Source organism: Streptomyces sp. NPDC007346 (genome assembly GCF_040703535.1).
Classification (GTDB): domain Bacteria; phylum Actinomycetota; class Actinomycetes; order Streptomycetales; family Streptomycetaceae; genus Streptomyces.
Genome location: NZ_JBEYKR010000004.1, coordinates 93,884 through 111,064, shown reverse-complemented (window position 1 = coordinate 111,064; position 17,181 = coordinate 93,884). Strand labels below are relative to the sequence as shown.

13 protein-coding genes are annotated in these 17,181 nt (G+C 69.2%); 4 read left to right on the top strand and 9 right to left on the bottom strand.

Translation table 11 applies throughout. The annotated features are described in order from the left end of the window. Window positions 1-11 precede the first annotated feature (11 nt). From AB0917_RS02605 to AB0917_RS02585, 5 genes are all read right to left on the bottom strand, one after another. The gene (locus AB0917_RS02605) at window positions 12-419 is read right to left on the bottom strand and encodes a hypothetical protein (RefSeq protein WP_366817601.1); all 408 of its coding nucleotides are present in this window, start codon (window positions 417-419) and stop codon (window positions 12-14) included. A gap of 1,621 nt (window positions 420-2,040) precedes the next feature. Then, complete coding sequence (locus AB0917_RS02600) at window positions 2,041-2,184, bottom strand: DUF6760 family protein (RefSeq protein WP_018099790.1); 144 nt, start codon at window positions 2,182-2,184, stop codon at window positions 2,041-2,043. After that, window positions 2,181-2,627: a hypothetical protein gene (locus tag AB0917_RS02595; protein ID WP_366817600.1), complete on the bottom strand. Its 447-nt coding sequence runs from the start codon at window positions 2,625-2,627 to the stop codon at window positions 2,181-2,183. Before AB0917_RS02595 ends, AB0917_RS02600 begins: the two co-directional genes overlap by 4 nt. Then, a complete protein-coding gene (locus AB0917_RS02590; RefSeq protein WP_018488498.1) occupies window positions 2,627-3,070 on the bottom strand; it encodes a phage tail protein in 444 nt (147 codons plus the stop codon). Before AB0917_RS02590 ends, AB0917_RS02595 begins: the two co-directional genes overlap by 1 nt. A 134-nt stretch (window positions 3,071-3,204) precedes the next feature. Continuing rightward, window positions 3,205-4,758: a phage tail sheath subtilisin-like domain-containing protein gene (locus AB0917_RS02585; protein WP_366817599.1), complete on the bottom strand. Its 1,554-nt coding sequence runs from the start codon at window positions 4,756-4,758 to the stop codon at window positions 3,205-3,207. A 434-nt stretch (window positions 4,759-5,192) separates the two neighbouring features. Here AB0917_RS02585 and AB0917_RS02580 point away from each other — a divergent pair, with 434 nt between their 5' ends. The 4 genes from AB0917_RS02580 to AB0917_RS02565 all read left to right on the top strand — a co-directional run bounded on the left by AB0917_RS02580 (window position 5,193) and on the right by AB0917_RS02565 (window position 10,767). Continuing rightward, the gene (locus AB0917_RS02580; protein WP_366817598.1) at window positions 5,193-9,227 is read left to right on the top strand and encodes a hypothetical protein; all 4,035 of its coding nucleotides are present in this window, start codon (window positions 5,193-5,195) and stop codon (window positions 9,225-9,227) included. 14 nt (window positions 9,228-9,241) lie between these two features. Further along, entirely contained in the window at window positions 9,242-9,916 is a 675-nt protein-coding gene (locus tag AB0917_RS02575) for a hypothetical protein (RefSeq protein WP_366817597.1), read from the top strand. A gap of 171 nt (window positions 9,917-10,087) precedes the next feature. Further along, window positions 10,088-10,369, top strand: a complete 282-nt coding sequence (locus AB0917_RS02570) for a hypothetical protein (RefSeq protein WP_366817596.1) — start codon at window positions 10,088-10,090, stop codon at window positions 10,367-10,369. Further along, window positions 10,369-10,767: a DNA-binding protein gene (locus AB0917_RS02565; RefSeq protein ID WP_366817595.1), complete on the top strand. Its 399-nt coding sequence runs from the start codon at window positions 10,369-10,371 to the stop codon at window positions 10,765-10,767. The genes AB0917_RS02570 and AB0917_RS02565 overlap by 1 nt, the downstream gene beginning before the upstream one ends. A gap of 9 nt (window positions 10,768-10,776) precedes the next feature. On the opposite strand, the gene AB0917_RS02560 is transcribed toward AB0917_RS02565, so the two are convergent. The 4 genes from AB0917_RS02560 to AB0917_RS02545 all read right to left on the bottom strand — a co-directional run bounded on the left by AB0917_RS02560 (window position 10,777) and on the right by AB0917_RS02545 (window position 17,000). Beyond that, window positions 10,777-12,852, bottom strand: coding sequence for an AAA family ATPase (locus tag AB0917_RS02560; RefSeq protein ID WP_366817594.1), 2,076 nt, complete (start codon window positions 12,850-12,852; stop codon window positions 10,777-10,779). After that, window positions 12,849-13,748, bottom strand: coding sequence for a DUF4255 domain-containing protein (locus AB0917_RS02555; protein ID WP_366817593.1), 900 nt, complete (start codon window positions 13,746-13,748; stop codon window positions 12,849-12,851). The genes AB0917_RS02560 and AB0917_RS02555 overlap by 4 nt, the downstream gene beginning before the upstream one ends. A gap of 31 nt (window positions 13,749-13,779) precedes the next feature. Further along, the gene (locus AB0917_RS02550) at window positions 13,780-15,714 is read right to left on the bottom strand and encodes an HYR domain-containing protein (protein ID WP_366817632.1); all 1,935 of its coding nucleotides are present in this window, start codon (window positions 15,712-15,714) and stop codon (window positions 13,780-13,782) included. Window positions 15,715-16,373: 659 nt separating this feature from the next. After that, window positions 16,374-17,000 (bottom strand): response regulator transcription factor, encoded by a 627-nt coding sequence (locus AB0917_RS02545; protein WP_366817592.1) that lies wholly within the window; start codon window positions 16,998-17,000, stop codon window positions 16,374-16,376. Between the last annotated feature and the right edge of the window lie 181 nt (window positions 17,001-17,181).

Genomic DNA, 17,181 nt, shown 5'->3' with positions numbered 1-17,181 from the left:
CTCTCAGTTGATCAGTGACGGGTGTTGATGAGGAACCCGGCGCGTTCGCGCTCCAGCCGGAGGTCGTTCTTGAGGAGCCGGCTGAGCGGGGCGTACAGGGCCCGGACCAGCTCGTCGGTGACCGGCGGCCCCTGACCGCCGTCCTTCGCCGGACCCGCGCCGCTGTACGCTTCCGCCTCCGTCACGGAGTCGCCGTCGGGTACGGGATCGGGTTCGGGTTCCGTCTCCGTTACGGGGTCGGGTTCGGGCGGCGGCGGCTCCTCGGCGAGTTCGGCGGCACGCTGGACGACCGGCCGGGAGGTCCCGGTGGGGGGCGAGGACGTCCCGGGGAAAGGCGGGGAGGCCCCGGCGAAGGGCGGGGACCCGAAGACCACGCTGCCGTCGGCCATCCGCTGGGCGACCCCGGCGGCCACCGCCACGGCCCCAGCCGAGGGGATCCCGCGCACACTGCCGGAACCCAGCCCCGGGGGCCGCGCGACCGAGGCGGGCACCGGAGGCCCTCCGACCGCCTGCCGCTGAAGGGGCGAGGGGGGCCTGCCGGCGGGGGCGGACGAGGGGGGCGCGGGCCCCAGGGAGACCCCGGGGCCGGACCCGGAGCCCGTGCCCCTCCCCGTACCGATGTCCGCCGCCTCGGCCCACCGGACCGGGACGCCCTCGGGGGGCGAGGCGGCGGGCGGGGACGAGTGCGGCGCGGGCCCTGCGGCACGCTGTACGTCGACGTTCTGCGGGACCAGGGGCCGGTCGCCCAGCAGGGGGGCGTGGGGCCCGGCGCCGGCCGACGCGGGCGGGGCGGGGGCGAAGCCGGAGGGGCCGGAAGAGCCGGACGGGCCGGAGGGGTCAAAGGGGCCGGACGGGCCGGAGGGGGTGGACGAACCGGAGGGGACGACCGATCGCTGGACGGGCCCCCCGGCGGCAACACCAGCGGCAGCCCCGACGTCACCGGCCGCCACAGGCCCGCCCTCGCGAGGCCCGCCCGAGCTGCCCCCCGCATCGGGAGACCTCTGTGCCACGTCCCCCATCAACGGGTCGTCACCGAGCAGAGGAGCCGTGGGCTCGTCGGCTCCCCCTGCCCGCCCGGCATCGGAAAGGTCAGAAGCAGCCGGGCCGGCATCGGGAACCGGGCCACCGGAGGAAGGCACGGCAGGAACAACAGGACTGGCAGGGCCGACAGGGCCGACAGGAACATCCGGCCCGGCAGAAGCAGGCTCAGCGGCGGCGGCAGGCCCTTCCCCGGTCGCGGCCCGGCGCTGAGCGGTCGGCGGCAGACCGGGCAGCGGCGCACCGAGCCCAGGCACCCGCCGGGGCCGCTCCCCCGCCGGAGGCATGGCAGCCCGCTGGACGCCGACACTTCCAGAGGCGTCCTGGGCGGGCGGCGGGACCGGAGCAGGGGGCTCCGCCACCACGGGCCGCTCACCCACCAGACGCCGTACGGGCAACGCGTCCACGCCCCCGAGACCGCTCTCCGCCCCAGCGGCGGACGTCATGGCCGAGCCCTCATCCCCGTACAGACGCTGTACGGGTACGGGTACGGGTTCGAATGCGGAGACAGGTACAGACACGGACCCCGCCCCCGCCCCGGACGCATCCGGCACGCGCGCGCGTACGGACTCGGGACCGGCCCCCCGCCCGAAGTGGGTCACCGCCCCCCGCGACGGCATCTCCACCGACCGCTGAGCCGGGACCGGCGGCGGTGGCGAGGGGGCCGCCGGAGCACCGACCCCGTGGACGAGCCCGCTCGGCGCGTCAGGGCTCACCAGATGCCCGAGCGGCCTCCCGAGCGCGGTGTCCTGCCGGGTGGCGAGGGAAGCCTCGAACTCCACCGGCTGCACCGTCAGTTGCTGACCGGACACCACCCGCCGGAGAGGCTCCAGCCGGTTCACATCAACCCGGTCACCACGATCGACCGCCACCGCGGGCGCGGACGCGGACGCGGGCACATCGCCGGAGCGAGAGCCGCCGCCACGGCCACCCCGCAGCCAGGACATCAACCCCATGGATCCTCGCCCCTCCCCTGCACGATAGAACTCACACGCCCGCCGGCTACTGCCCGTTGAGGCGGGCGACCTGGGCGACGAACTTCAGGCGCTCCGGATGTTCCAGGTCCAGCAGGTCGTCCAGCGGCCAGTGGAAGTGGTAGGCGAGGTACGCGACCTCCTCGTAGAGCAGGTCGGCCGCGTACGTCACGATTCCCCCAGGCGGCCACCGGCGAGGTTCACCGCGAACTCCTCGTCGCACGACGGACAGGTGACGGCGGCGCGGGTGTGACCCTCGGCGTTGACGCGCCGGTAGAAGTCCTGGAGGAAGGCCAGGTCCGACGCGAACAGGTCCTCGATGATCCCCGGGTGGATGTCCTCCACCGTGCCGATGCGCGTGACGACCCGGGAGATGAGAACCACCGACAGATAGGCCGAGTTCTCCCTCACCCGGTCGTCCCGCAGGGGGACCAGCTCGTCGCGGGCGGTGGCGAGGCGCATGACGCCCGTACGGTGGACGGTCCCGGACTCGTCGACGTACCCACGCGGCAGCTCGAACCCGAACTCCGTACGCAGCGGCTCCTGTTGCCGTACGCCACCACCTCGCCCGGCCTCGGCCTGCTCCGGGCTCTGGAACTGAACCGACCGGCGCATCAGTCGAGTTCCATGCTCTCGTAGGTGATCGCCAGCTTCTCCGTCAGCACCGACGTGTCACCGGCCTTGAGTGTGCCGATCTCCAGGGACTTCGGCCAGGCGTTGATGAGCTTGTAGCGCTTGATGGGCAGGCCCTCGTAGTCGTAGACGATGACGGCGCCGTTGCGGCGGGCGTTCGTCATGCGGCCGAACCGTGAGTCCTTGATCCAGCGCTCGAAGCTGTTGTCCTCGGTGAGCCCGCGCGTCACGGTGACCTCACCGGCCTTGGGGCGGCCCGGCAGCTTCTTGATGGCGTACTTGCCGTCGGCGGTGTTCTGCTTCAGCTCGATGACGTCCTGCTCCATCTTCAGACCACTGACCTCGGTGATCTGCTTGATGATGACGCTGTCGAATTCGAGGCCGAAGGAATGCCCGACGGAACTGTCGAGATCGGGAAGTGGCACAGCAGACTCCTTACGCCAGGCTCAGGAACGGGCTGTCGAGTGCGCTGCCGAACACGCGGTCACTCATCGGTGACGAACGGACTGTCACTCATCGGTGCCGAACGGGCTGTCACTCGTCGACGCCGAACAGCGGGTCACTCGTCGATGCCACCGCTGCCACCGCCGCCGCCGGTCAACTGGGAGAGCCGGAACACGACGAACTCGGCCGGTTTGACGGGGGCGACCCCGATCTCGCAGATGACCTGGCCGGCGTCGATGCTCTCGGGCGGGTTGGTCTCGCGGTCGCACTTCACGTAGAACGCCTCCTCGGGCGTCAGACCGAACAGCGACCCCTTGCGCCACTCGTTGACCAGGAACGCCGAGACCGTGCGCCGGACACGGGCCCAGAGCGCGTCGTCGTTGGGCTCGAAGACCACCCACTGGGTACCGGCGAGGATCGACTCCTCCAGGTAGTTGAAGAGTCGGCGGACGTTCAGGTACCGCCACGCCGGATCGGAGGCGAGCGTGCGCGCGCCCCACACCCGGATGCCGCGCCCGGGGAAGGACCGGATGCAGTTCAGCCCGATCGGGTTGAGCAGGTCGTGCTCGCCCTTGGTGAGCTGGGTCGCCAGCGCGACGGCTCCGCGTACGACCTCGTTGGCGGGGGCCTTGTGCACCCCGCGCGAGTCGTCGTTGCGGGCCCACACCCCGGCGATGTGCCCACTGGGCGGTACGAGGGTGGCGCGGCCGGAGGCGGGGTCGGCGACGCTGATCCACGGGTAGTAGAGGGTGGCGTACTTGGAGTCGAAGTTGGCCTGCTCGGTGCGCCAGCCGCGGATCTGCTGCGGGGTGAAGCCGGGTGGCGGGTCGAGGATCGCGACGCGGTCGCCCATCAACTCGCAGTGGGCGATGAGCCCTTGCTGGACCGCGATCACCGACTCCAGGTCCAGCAGCCCACGCTCGTACGCGCTCATCAGGTCCGGGACCGCGACCATGGTGACCTCTTCGACCGCTTCCAGGCCGCCGAGCCCGGTGCGGCGGTCGGTGTCACCGACGTACGCCTCCGGGGCCAGCGCACCGGCGCTGCCGGCGGCCGGGGCGGCGGGGGCGAGGGTGACGGCCTGCGGCTCGGGCGGGGCGGGGGCGGCGCCGCGCCCCGACTCCCGTACCTCGATCAGCTCGGAGCGGGCGTTGACGCGGGTGGCGACGTTCTCCTTGCTGCGCTTGGTGGTGACGGAGGGGTACGTCTCCGCGACCTGGCCGTCCCGCTTCACGATGAACTGGAAGACGTCGGCGGGCGGGTCGTCGCCCTCCACCGGAAGCACTTCCACCGTGATCTCGCCGGTCACGCCCGGCCGGGGACGCACGGCGTACGGCCCGACCTGGACCTCGGCTCCGGCGGGCAGCTCACCGGTAGGGTCCGCGCCCTCCCCGTCCGTGGCGGGGGCGTCGCCGATGCGTACGACGTAACAGATGCCGCCGCCGTTGGCGAAGAAGCCGTAGACGGAGGAGGCGAGGTAGGCGCCGTCGACGAAGTCGCCGAACGTGGCGACGAACTGGCTCCAGTTGGTGATCAGCGTCGGCTCGTCGAGCGGCCCCTTCTGGGCGAAGCCGACGAAGGCGGCGACCGAGGTGCCCACCCCTTCGATCGGCCGGGATCCGGACTCGACCTCTTCGACGTAGACGCCGGGGGACAGGTACGACGGCATAGGGCCCTCTCCTCGACACGCTCCTGGCTGAACGGCGATGCACTGACGCGACGGACTGATGTGACGTACTGACTCACTGGCTCACTGACGCCCTGACGCGATCCGCTGACCGCTGGCTACTGGACGCTGGCTGCTGGCTGCTGGCTGCTGGGCGCTGTTCCCCCGGCGGGCAAGGTGACCGCCCGGCGGACGCACGCAATCGACGCGGGTAATTCTCGCCACCGCGTCGATCACCGGGAACGGACACACGGCCGCCCTGCCGCGCATCGAGGGCTGCCCGAAGAGGCAACCCGACAGCTCCGACCGGCCCGCCCCGCCCTGCCCGGGAGGCGGCCCGCCCGCGCTCGGTACGGCCACCGCGTCCCCGCCACTGTGGCTGGCAGGCACCACGGTCCGGGCAGATCCATGGCTGGCGGGAGGGGCGGGAGGGGCGCATGAAGGCGGTACCGGAGAAGCCTTCCACCGCGCCGACGCACCACGACGCCCCGCGCCGCACCGACACCGCGAGCACCGAGGCGACGACAACCGAGACACCGGCACCGGCCCGGGGGCGGGCCGCCGCCCCCGACCGCCGCTCCGTCCAGCGCTTGCAGCGCATGGCCGGCAATGCGGCGGTCTCCCGCCTGGTCGCCCAGCGCTACACCGCCCCCGTCAAACCGGCCCCCGCCCAGTCCGCCCGCTTCCGAGGCGTGAAGGCGGACGTGGCGGTGAAGAAGACCAGGCTCGCCGCGCATGCCCCGGCGGTGGCGGAGTCGAAGGCCTCCCAGGACGCGGCGGTGGCCCCGCCCGACGACAAGGAAGCCCAGGGCAAAGCGGCCAACGCCGAGAAGATGAACGCCGCGAAGCCCGGGGAGTTCGACAAGAAGGCCTTCGTCGACGCGGTGAACAAGGCGATCGACGCGCAGGCCCCCAAGAACCTCGACGAGGCCGACAAGTTCGCCAAGTCCGGCAAGGCCGACCAGGTCAGAGCCGAAGTCGACGGCAAAGTCACCGACGGCAAGGATGCCTCGGCCAAGGACATCGAGACGGCGACGAAGGCCCCGCCCGACACGTCCGCCGCCCAGGACAAGGACGTCACCCCCCTCACCCCCGACCAGCCGCCCGCCACCCCCGGCGCCCCCTCCGCCACGGACGCGGTCCCGGAGAAGCAGCCGGCGGCGGTCACGGACTTCTCCGAGGGCCCGGCCGCCAACGACAAGGCGCTGGCGGACGCGGAGGTCACCGAGGAGCAGCTCGCCAAGGGCAACGAGCCGGAGTTCACCGAGGCGCTGTCGGCGAAGAAGACCGCCGAGACGGACTCCGAGAAGGCCCCCGCGAAGGGGAGGTCGGCCGAGGACCAGCAACTGTCGGCGGCCAAGGCGAACGCGGCGGCCTCCGGCGCCCAGGCGATGACAGCACTGTCAGCGACCCGGTCCTCGGCCGGGAAACAGGTCGACGGCGGCAAGAACGACACGAAGTCCAAGGACGAGAAGAAGCGCGCCGAGGTCACGGCCAAGCTCCAGAAGGTCTACGACTCCACGAAGAAGGACGTGGAGGAGACGCTGTCCGGCCTGGACAAGAAGGTCGACACGGCGTTCACGTCCGGGGAGAAGTCGGCCCGGGACGCGTTCACGGCGGACCACAAGAGCCGCATGAAGAAGTACAAGGACAAGCGGTACTCCGGCGCCCGGGGCAAGCTCCGCTGGGCCAAGGACAAGTTCACCGGCCTCCCGAAGGAGGCGAACGACCTCTACCAGGAGTCCCGCAAGCTCTACGTCTCCCGTATGCAGACGGTGATCTCCTCGGTCGCCGACCTCATCGGCGCCGAACTCGGCAAGGCCAAGTCCCGCATAGCCAAGGGCCGCACAGAACTGAAGGCCGAGGTCGACAAACTCCCCGCGGACCTGCGCCAGTTCGGCGAGGAAGCGGCAAAGGACTTCGCGGGCAAATTCGACGACCTGGAAACAACGGTCAACGAGAAGTCCGAACAACTGGTCCAGGACCTGGCCTCGAAGTACACCGCCGCCCTCAACAAGATCGACGAGGAGATCACCAGGCTCCAGGAGGCCAACAAGGGCCTGATCGACAAGGCGAAGGACGCCATCGCCGGAGCCATCAAGACGATCAACGAGCTGAAGAACCTGCTCCTGGGCATCCTCGCCAAAGCCGCCTCCGCGATCATGAAGATCATCAAGGACCCCATCGGCTTCCTGGGCAACCTGGTGACAGCCGTCGGCGCGGGCCTGAACCTCTTCATCACCAACATCGCCGACCACCTGAAGACCGGCGTCGTCTCCTGGCTCCTGGGCACAGCGGTCAAGGCGGGCCTGGACCTTCCGGCCAGGTTCGACCTCAAGGGCATCATCCAGCTCATCGGGACCCTCCTGGGCCTGACCTGGGCCAACATCCGCACCCGCGTCACCCGCAAGGGCGTCCCGGAGCAGGCGATGAGCACGGTCGAGACGTCCGTCCCGGTAGCCGGCTCCCTCGCCCGCGAGGGCCCGGCGGGCGCGGTCAAGGAGATCCAGGCCGAGACGGGCGACCTCAAGGCCACCATCCTCAGCAAACTCACGACCTACCTGATCCCCACCGTCCTCATCGCGGGCATCACCTGGATCATCTCCCTGCTCAACCCCGCCTCGGCCTTCGTCCGCGCGGTAAAGGGAATTATCGACATCGTCACGTTCATCGTGACCCAGGGCGCCCAGATCGTGGACTTCGTCAACGCGGTCCTGGACGCGGTCATCGCCATAGCCAACGGCGGCCAGGCCGGCGTCCCCAAACTCATCGAAACCGCCCTCGCCACCAGCGTCCCCCTCCTCATCGGCTTCCTCGCCGCCCTGCTGGGCATCGGCGGCCTCGCCAACAAGGTCAAGTCGGTCTTCCAGTCGGTCTCACGCCCGGTGACCCGGGCCATCGACAAGATCGTCGACTTCATCGCCAAGAAGGGCAAGGCGCTCTGGCAGAAGCTCAGAAGAAACAAGGGCGATAAGAAGCAGTCTTCACGCAAATCCGATTCCTCCGGCGAGTCGAAGAAAAGCCTTGACGTGAAGCGACAGGCCCGCAAGTTGCTCATCGAACCCACTTCGGCGCCGTTCGCCAAGCAGAGCGAACTGGATGACGTCATAGCCGGGATCGCCGCTCGACTCCGCCCTAAGGGGCTGAAATCTCTTCATGCCGAATATCCTGCCGACCGCACAGGCGAGATAGAAATTATCGCGAAAGCCAGCCCGCAAAGCACGGCAGGAAAAGCGCTTATACCCAATATAGACGTTCACCTTCCAGAATACGGAAAGCTGTTCGCCGGACAGCTGAAAGAACACTGGTGGAAATCCCAACTCGATGAGACGTCGGCCTGGGGATCGAGCAGCGCGCTGGACGGCTTCGAAACGAAGGCGATAGAGCACCTGGAGAAGGAATCGACCCACAAAAACTTGCTGGGCTACTTCACTCCATCCTTGAATGGTGGAATCACCAGGAAAATGGGAGCAAATGCAGAATCCTTTAAACGGTACGCACTGCACACTTTAGACCCCACCCCCACCCACTCAACCCGATCTGCCTTTTATGAGAAGGCAGGGAAAGGGGCAGTGAGCAAACTAAAAAAGAATGCCAAGGCAGAGGTCAAGAGGAATTCTGACCTTAATGCGAAACTAAAGGCCCTGGCTTTCAGCGAGGACAGTCAGTACGGCAGGTTCTCTTCCCTGCCCACGCCAAAACGTGAGGCGGACCCAAAACTTAAGGCCGCAGCTGGCGGCGGGAAGCTCCTGAAGTTCCTCAAGGGCATGGCAGAATCTGACGAGTCAGGTGGCGTTACCATTACAGACCTCAAACGTCTCTGGGATGAGCCTGGCCCCGGAGAAAACCCTCACCGAAAGTGGCTGAAAGGAGAGTTTCGCAACCTTCAGGACGGGCACCATGAATGGATACCGACCAATCTCATGATTAATATTCTAGAAGCAGATATGAGCCGAGGGAAGGTTGGAAAACCACATGTTTGGATAGAATTACAGCACGCCTTACGGTCGCTCACGACCGACGTCATTTGGGAGGTGCGCCTGACCGACAGCGTAGAAGTAGTAGAAAGTCACGACATGGACGCACACGTGGGCGCATTTATGACGCAAGACGGAAACCCCATATTCAATGGTCGCGACAAAAAGTGGCATGACAGCCTGCGAGTTTACTTCACCGACTTTATGGGCAACAACCCGAACGCCGAGCCCGTAGATTTCCTCGAGAAGCTACGCGCACTTTTGGAAGATGGAAAGCTCATGTGGGACGGGGACACCTCAGATTTCTCCGCGGACCAGAAGAAGCTGAAGATTATCGCGACTTACAAGTCCCTGATGATCGAGCCAAATCGAGTTGGGGAGAGTAATCAGCAGCAGAAGCCCTTTGACATCGAGGAACTGGGTACGGCGCAGGAAGCGGCCTACAATCGCGTCCGCGACACACTAGACCGACTCATAAAAAACCACGCTACGTGATCTAAGGAAATTGCATGAGCGCCACTCTGGATCCCGCTCTTCGCAAGTCACTGGAACGCGCTGTTGGACACGATGAACCTTTCACCGATGAGGAGTGCAAAAATGTCACAGATCTGCATGTTCGTCACGCTCGAAGTCTCTACGGCCTGAGGAAGTTCGGTGGCCTGGAAGTTCTGACCTTGGTTGCGTGCGATCCAGTAGATCTGTCTCAGGCCGCTGGCCTGAAAATGTTGAGTTCTTTGAATGTCAGGGACAGCGGATTAAGATCGGTCGCAGATATACCTGGTCTCCCTCTTATCAGCTGCTATGCTCCCCGGAACTTTATTACCGACATCACGCCGCTCATGGGGGCATCACGGCTCAGCAATCTGGACCTCACGGGGAACCCGCTATCCGAACACTCGTACAGAGAACTCGTGCCCCGCCTGGCTGAAGAGGGGTGTCGTGTGCTGGTATCCGATGAACTGGAATGGAAGCTCACCCATCACTTGCACAAACAAGGCGTTCCCGTGTCTTGCTACAGGAAGCGTGAAGATTATCGTCTGTGCCGACCAGGATTAGAGATTACGGATTCACCGGAGTATGCACACCCTGTTATCCAAAGGAGCGACGTGACGTCGTTGCTCTCCGGGGACCCTCATAGAGTTCACATTTACTTCGAAGATGAGGGCCTGGTACCCTTCGCCTAATTTTTTCCAAAGGTAGCTTTCTCCGAGGCGGCAGCTTCACTGAGCGAGCCGCTCGGCCCGTACGTCATGGACGTGCCCCTGTGCACCGCCACCGAGCGGAAGCAGACCCGGTCGCGCAGTGCGTGTATGCGTGCCGCTTCTCTATGCTAGTAAAACTATTAGAATGATTCCATGAGCGACAACGTCACCTACAGGCCCGGCGAAGGCCCCACCGCCAACGTCTCCGTCAGCCTGCACTCGGGCAACATCGCCGCCGTCCGCGCGCGCGTCGGTAAGCGGGGGTTCTCCGCCTACGTGGACGCCGCCGTGCAGCGGCAGATCGAGCGGGACAACCTGGCCGAGCTGACCGCCGCGCACGAGGCTGAGCATGGCGCCTTCAGCCAGGCCGAGATCGACGCCGCCCGTGCTCTGCTGCGCGGAGACGCCGATGGCGGCGTGGGGAGCGCGGCTTGATGAACCGGTCGGGCACCCTCGTCCTGGACAGCGAGGGGCTCTCCAAGGTGGTGGCCGACGACCGCCAGGTCATGGCCTTGGTGCGCGGGGCCGAGAAGGAGGACATGCGGGTCGTGACCAGCATCCTCACCCTCATCGAGGCCCACCACGCGCGGGTGAACTCCGCCCGCTTCAACTGGGCCGTGTCCCGGCTGAACGTGGAGCCGGTCAGTGAGGAGATCGGGCGCACCGCGATGGCCCTGCTTCTCGACGCCGGCCTTCATGGGCACAAGTACGCGATCGATGCCGTGGTCGCCGCCACCGCGCTCCACGCCCCGAAGCCGGCCGTCGTGCTGACCTCCGATCCCGAGGATTTGGCGATGCTCTGCGGTGACCGGGTGCGGATCGTCAAGGTCTGACCGCCACCCTTACGACACCAGCCCCAGATACGGCCCGAACTCCGAGGCCAGTGTCAGCCGGCCCAGCTTCTGGTACTCCCGCTGGATCGCGTGGATCACCGTCTCCATCGTCACCGCGTCGCCCGTGTCCGCCGCCAGGTACGCGGCCGTCACCGCGATCGAGCGGATGTTGCCGCCCGCCAGCTCGAAGTTCTCGGCGCAGAAGGGGAGGTCGAGGTCGGTGCCCCGGGGGAGGGTCGGGCCCAGGCAGCGGTCCCAGAGGAGGAGGCGTTGGTCGGGGTCCGGGACCGGGAAGTCGATGACCAGGTCCAGGCGGCGGGTGAAGGCGTCGTCCAGGTTGGCGCGGAGGTTGGTGGCGAGGATGGCCAGGCCGTCGAAGGACTCCATGCGTTGCAGGAGGTACGCGCTCTCCACGTTGGCGTAGCGGTCGTGGGCGTCCTTCACGTCCGAGCGCTTGCCGAAGATCGCGTCCGCCTCGTCGAAGAGCAGTACGCCGTTCACCCCGGCCGCCTCCGTGAAGATGCGCTCCAGGTTCTTCTCCGTCTCGCCCACGTACTTGTCGATCACCGTCGCCAGGTCGACCGTGTACAGGTCCAGGCCCAGGTCCGCGGCGATCACCTCCGCCGACATCGTCTTGCCGGTGCCCGAGTCGCCCGCGAAGAGTGCTGATACGCCCCGCCCCCTGCCCCCGCCCGGCCGCATCCCCCACTCCCCCAGCACCCGGTCCCGGTGACGGGCGCGGGCGGTCAGTTCGCGGAGCTGGGTGTGGGCGTCGAGCGGGAGGACCAGGTCGTCCCAGGTCACCGTGGGTTCGATGCGGCGGGCGAGGCGGTCCAGGCCGGCCGCGTTCTGGGCGCGGGCTCCCCGGCGTACGTGGTCCGCCGTGAGCGCCCCCCCGGCCAGCCGGGCCGTCTGGGCCGCGCTGCGGGCGGCGCCCGTGAGCTGTTCCGGGGTGAGCAGGAAGGGAGCCAGCAGGTGGTCCGGGGCGATGGAGGGCGGGAGCGGGGCCGGGGCCCATCGGTCGTACGCGTCCGTCCACAACGCACCCCGCGCCGACGGCTCCACCCGGGGCGCGTGCAGCAGCAGCGGCGGGGTCACCGACCACGACGCGTCCCACGGGGCCCTGCCCACCAGGACCGTCGGCACCGGGGTCGCCGTGAGCAGCCTCAGCAGTTGCGGGCGCTCCCTGGACACCGCGTCCAGCGGCGCGCAGACCAGGCCGGCGCCCGTCAGGCGGGCCTCGCGGACCAGGGAACGTACCGCCTCGGAGGGGGCGGGGTCCTCCGCCAGCCGTGCCAGGTCCAGGCCCAGCACGCCCCGGCCCGCCAGCGTCAGCGCCGACGCGGCCAGGGCCGTGCCCGCGCCGCCCTGGTCCTCGCTCAGGTACGCCAGCGGTACGCCGTCGGCCAGCACCCCCGCCAGCGGGGCCGGGTCCCCCACCCCCCGTACCGCCTGCCACGGCGCCAGCAGCTCCGTCAGCCGCGGGTCCGGGGTGTCGTCGCCCAGAAGGTGCGCCGCCACCCGGTCCGGCACCCGCAGCGCGCGGCTCAGGAACGGGCGGTCCAGGTCCTCCACCAGGAGCAGCCCCCCGGCCCGCAGCGGCGAACGGGCGGCCAGCCGTCCCCGCGCCGCCGGGTCCGAGAGGGTCGCGCCGCACAGGCCCAGGGCGAGGCCGATGGACGGGCGGCGGCGGGTCACGTCGTCGTTCAGGTAGGCGTAGAACGCCTCGAAGCGGTCGTCCAGATCCGGTACGAGGGCGATGAGCAGGATCTCCGTGTCGAGAGGGGTGAGGCCGAACTCCGCTGCGAGGGAAGCCAGTCGAGAGCCCTCGCAAGAGCCCTCCCGGGAGCCCTCCCGACCCGCGTCGAGAGCGGCTGCGGGTACGGGCGGGAACCCCCTCGCCTCCTCCTCGTCCAGCAGCCTCGTAATGCTCTCGTCCGTCAGATACAGGCCCCGGAAGTCGTTGTCCGGGTCCGGGTCGGTGGAGCGGCGCAGCTCCACCGCGTGCCGGATGCGCTGTTCCACGGCCGCCGCGCGGGTGAGGAGGTGATGGAGGTTGGGGGCCGTACCCTCCTGCGGCGTCACGTGTCGCGCCCCGGTGCGCCGCCCCGCGTCTCCGTGCCGCGCCCCTCCTCACGCGTACCCCGCGTCTTCGTGCCCCGCCCCTCCTCAGAGGTGCCCCGCGTTTCCGTGCCGCGCCCCTGCTCAGAAGCGCCCCGCGTCTCCGTGATGCGCAGTGAGACCGCCCGTACTCGTTCTCCACCCGGCCCCGGCCCCGGCCCCGGCCCTCGCCCCGACCCCGACGGTTGCCGCACCGGTCGGCCCGGCCGGGAGCCGTACACCGGTAGTCCGGCCCGCCCCGGCTGCGCCTCCGTCTCGCCCTCCCCAGGCCCCGGCTCCGCCTCCGTTACGTCCCCGAACCGGGCCAGCAGCCCCTCGTCGCCCACCGGCGGGCCCGCCTCGTAGACCGGCGAGGCCGTCACCGGGACGCTGATCACCAGGTCCAGCGAGGGCTTCAGCTCACCGCCCAGCGCGCTCCACACATCGGCGAACGAGCGGTCCTCCGGCGGCGGCAGCGCGATCGACATCGGGACGGCGGCCCCGACCTCCGCCAGGGTGCCCGCAAGGCGTTCCGGCGGCAGCGCCTCGTACCGGAGCAGGCAGGCCAGCAGCGAGGAGAGCAGGCGGTGTTCGTCCTCCGGGCGCTTCGTCCACGCCGTGATCAGGTACGACAGCTTGAAGTAGCGGGGCGGACGGCGGCGTGCGACGATCGCGCCGCGCTCGTCGTACTCGTTGTGCAGCCCCCGCTCCCGCCGCCGCATGTCCTCCCGGATGTCGTAGAGGTAGAGGTTGACCATCGGCGCGTTGACCTTGGCCGCCCACTCGCGGGTCGGGGCGTCGAAGACCACCGAGATCTGGCGGCCCTCCAGCACCTCGGCCCGGATGAGGGAGCGCAGGACGTCGTCCACTTCGTGGATCATCCGCCGGCCTCCTTCCACGGGAACGGCGTCATCATGAGCGGCCCGCGAAGTCCGGTGGCTGGAGGTTGCGTTGCACGATCAGCACCGGTTTCTGGAGTCGTGGCAGGTCACGGGCCTCCGCCCGCAGGGTGCGCGGGCCGAGGGTGTCCTTGCGCAGGACCAGCACCTGCACCTCGAAGGTGCCGTCGCGGCCGACCCGTACGCCGGAGCGGTCGGCGGTGATGCCGATGTTCCACGTGAAACGTACGAGCTCGCCCGGCGGGTAGTCCTTGCCCCGGGCCAGTACCGGCTGCCCCGGCTTGGCGACCTGCGGAGTCACCGTCAGCGAGGGCTTCAGGACCCGCAGCCGGTCCACGGCCTGGTTGTTCGCGGTACGGAGGTCGGGCAGCGTGCCGCGCACGGTGGCCCGTACGTCACCGGTGATCGCCTCCCGGTAGGTCGCCGTCTGCACCACCTCGATCCGGCCCCCGGCGGGGATGGCGCACGGGCGGGCCGCCGTACAGCGGGTCAGGGCGGGCAAGGTGCGGTCCCTCGCCTCGGCCGTCGTCGGCCAGGTCGCGCCGAGGACGACCCCCGTCGCCGTGTCCGGGCCCGCGTTGGTGATCGTGAACCGGGCGCGCGCCGGGCGCCCCACGTACGTACGGTCCGGGCTGACGTCGGCCCGTACGGCGAGGTCCGAGGCGGGCGGCGGGGGCGGCGGCGGCGGTGAGGTGGGCGGGTCCGGCGGGACGGGCGGGTCCGGCGGGACCGGGGGCGCCAGCACCTCGAACCGTGCCGTGTCCGTCCCCGTATTGCCCGCCGCGTCCGTGGCCGAGCAGGTGACCGTGGTCGTCCCGACGGGGAAGAGCGAGCCGGAGGGCGGTGTGCAGGTCACCGGCAGGTCCCCGTCCTGGGGGTCCGTCGCGGTCGCCGTGTAGCTGATCCGTACGCCGTCGTCGCCGGTGGCCCTGGCCGTACGGTCGTCCACCGTGACCACCGGGGCGTTGACGTCGTTCACGGCGATGCTGATCTGCTGCTGGAACTCCGGGTCGGGCACGGCGGCCGGGCCGATGGTGTCCGCCCCCGGCACCTGGGTCCCGAGCAGGAACTGCACGGTGCAGGTCAGGGTCGTGCCCTGCGGAGCGTCGTCCGCCACGTCGACCGTCTCCTCGAAGACGGCGGTGCCACCGCTGGTCAACTGGCGTACGGGCGGTTCGAGGGCCACCGTCAGATGCGGGTCGCACTCCTCCAGGCGGTGACCGACGGAGGTGGGGAGGTTGTCGAAGCCGTCGATGATCGCCTCGGCGACCCGGTCCCCGTCGATGCCCTCCAGCAGCCGGCCACCGGTCGCCTCGATGATGCGGGTGGCCTGGCCGGGTGTGGTGGGCGGGTCCTCGACGTACTCGGGGTCGCCCGCGTCCCCGTTGCCGTTGAGGCCGTCGCCGATCTCGCTCTCCACGTCGACGCCGATCACCCGCACCCCCTTGTCCTGGAGCGCGAAGATCGTGTCGTCGATGGTGTGGCCGTTGCTGGGCGCGTGGCTGGAGGCGTCACCGACGAGCACGACGACCGGGCTCGCGCCCGCGCGGAACTCCGTCTTCCCGCCCGCCCCGTCGGCGATCTGCCACAGGCCGTTGATCCAGTCCTCCGAGGGGCCGCGGCTCCCGAAGCCGAGGTCGGTGCGCAGGTTGTCGACGCCGTCCTGCACCTTCTCCAGGTCGTCCGTCAGCTCCGTGAGCACCTCGAATCCGGCGTCGGGGTCGACCTCCTGGTCCCCGAAGGTGGCGACCGCGAAGCGCGAGTCGGGCTGCTCGGCCAGGATCTTGCCGGTGATCGCGGGCACGTTCTCCCGGACGCTGCGGATCGGGTCGGCCATGCTCCCCGTGCCGTCCACCAGCAGGACCACATCCGGCCGGGGCGGGATCGCCGGAGTCCGTACCCGCTTCTCCACGCCCGTCGAACCGCCCGGGTCCAGCGACTCCTCCATCGTCGCCGGGGTGACCCACGGCTCCGGCGGCACGGGCACGGCCGCCGCCACCCCGGACGCCCCGGACACCCCGGAGGCCGGCGCGAGACCGGCGGCCAGAAGGAGGAGGACGAGCACCACGGACCGGCGCGCGCCGGGGAGCCTGAGTACGCCGGGGAGCCGGAGCCGACGCGTTACCGACCGGGGCCACGACGGCGTACCAGTTCCCAGTCCTGAGCCCGCTCCCGCTCCCGCTCCCGCTCCCGGTCCTGAGCCTGCTTCCGGTCCTGAGCCTGCTTCCGCGCCCGATCCCGGCCCTGCCCCTGACCCTGACCCCGCTCCCGGCTGAAGCCACCTCACAGTGATCCTCCCCCCGCCACCCGCCCCACGGCCGTTCGGCCGCCCTGTCGACGCACACCGCTCCCACCGTCGCCCGTCGGCCTCCCCCGTACAGCGGAGAGCGAGCCACTCCCCCGGGAAGCCTCAACTGCCCTATCGGGCAACGGCGTTCAGAACACAGCGATCAGATCAAGCCGCTCAGACCAAGCCACTCAGACCAGGCCGGCCAGATCAGGTTGGTCAGACCAGGTTGGTCGAGCCATCAGGTTGGTCGGACCAAGCCGGTCAGACCAGGCCAGGCAGACCAGGCCGGTCAGACCAGGCCGGTCACACCGAGCCGCTCAGATCAGCCCCTGCCGCATCGCGTACGCCACCGCGTGCGAGCGGTTACGCAGTTGCAGACGGGTCATCACCGAGTGCAGGACGTTCTTGATCGTGCGCTCGGAGTACGCCAGCTTCGTCGCGATGTCCGCCGTGTCGTACCCCTCGGCGACCAGCCGCAGGACGTCCACCTCGCGCGCCGCGAGCCCGGTGAAGTGGAGACCGCGCGGGCCGAGCACCTGGCCCTGCAGCCTGCCGACCTCTTCGAGGAGGCGTCCGAGCAGGTCGGAGGGGAGGTGCCCCTCGCCGCGCGCCACCGTACCGATGACCTGGACCAGATGGTCCGGCGTCGATTCGGAGCGCCGGACCACCCCGGCCACCCCGCACTCCGCCGCGCTCACCAGCTTCTGCTCGTCGATGTCCGTCGTGACCAGGACTGTGCGGCAGGTGGTGGTCCGCTGGATGCGGCGCAGGATGCGCAGCACGTCCTCGTCGACCGTGTCCACCACCACGACCACGACCTGGGGCGATGCTTCTTCGGCGTCCCGCTCCAGGACGCTGACCTCGGGGCGGGCCCGCAACTGGCTGGCCACACCCGCCTGGGAAATCGGGTCCTGCGCGCGTAAGGCGACCGTGATGCGCTCCATGCGAATGCTCCCCCTGGGCACCAGCCGGAAGCGTCACACAGCGTGCACAACAGGCTCCACAGCTGTATTCGTCCGCCTCATCCGTTGTGAGGCGGACTGAAGATTCCCGTTCTTACCGGCGAGGAAACGGGAAGGTTGCCACGGGCACCGAATCTGCCCGAAAGTGTTCCTCCGCGGCCGA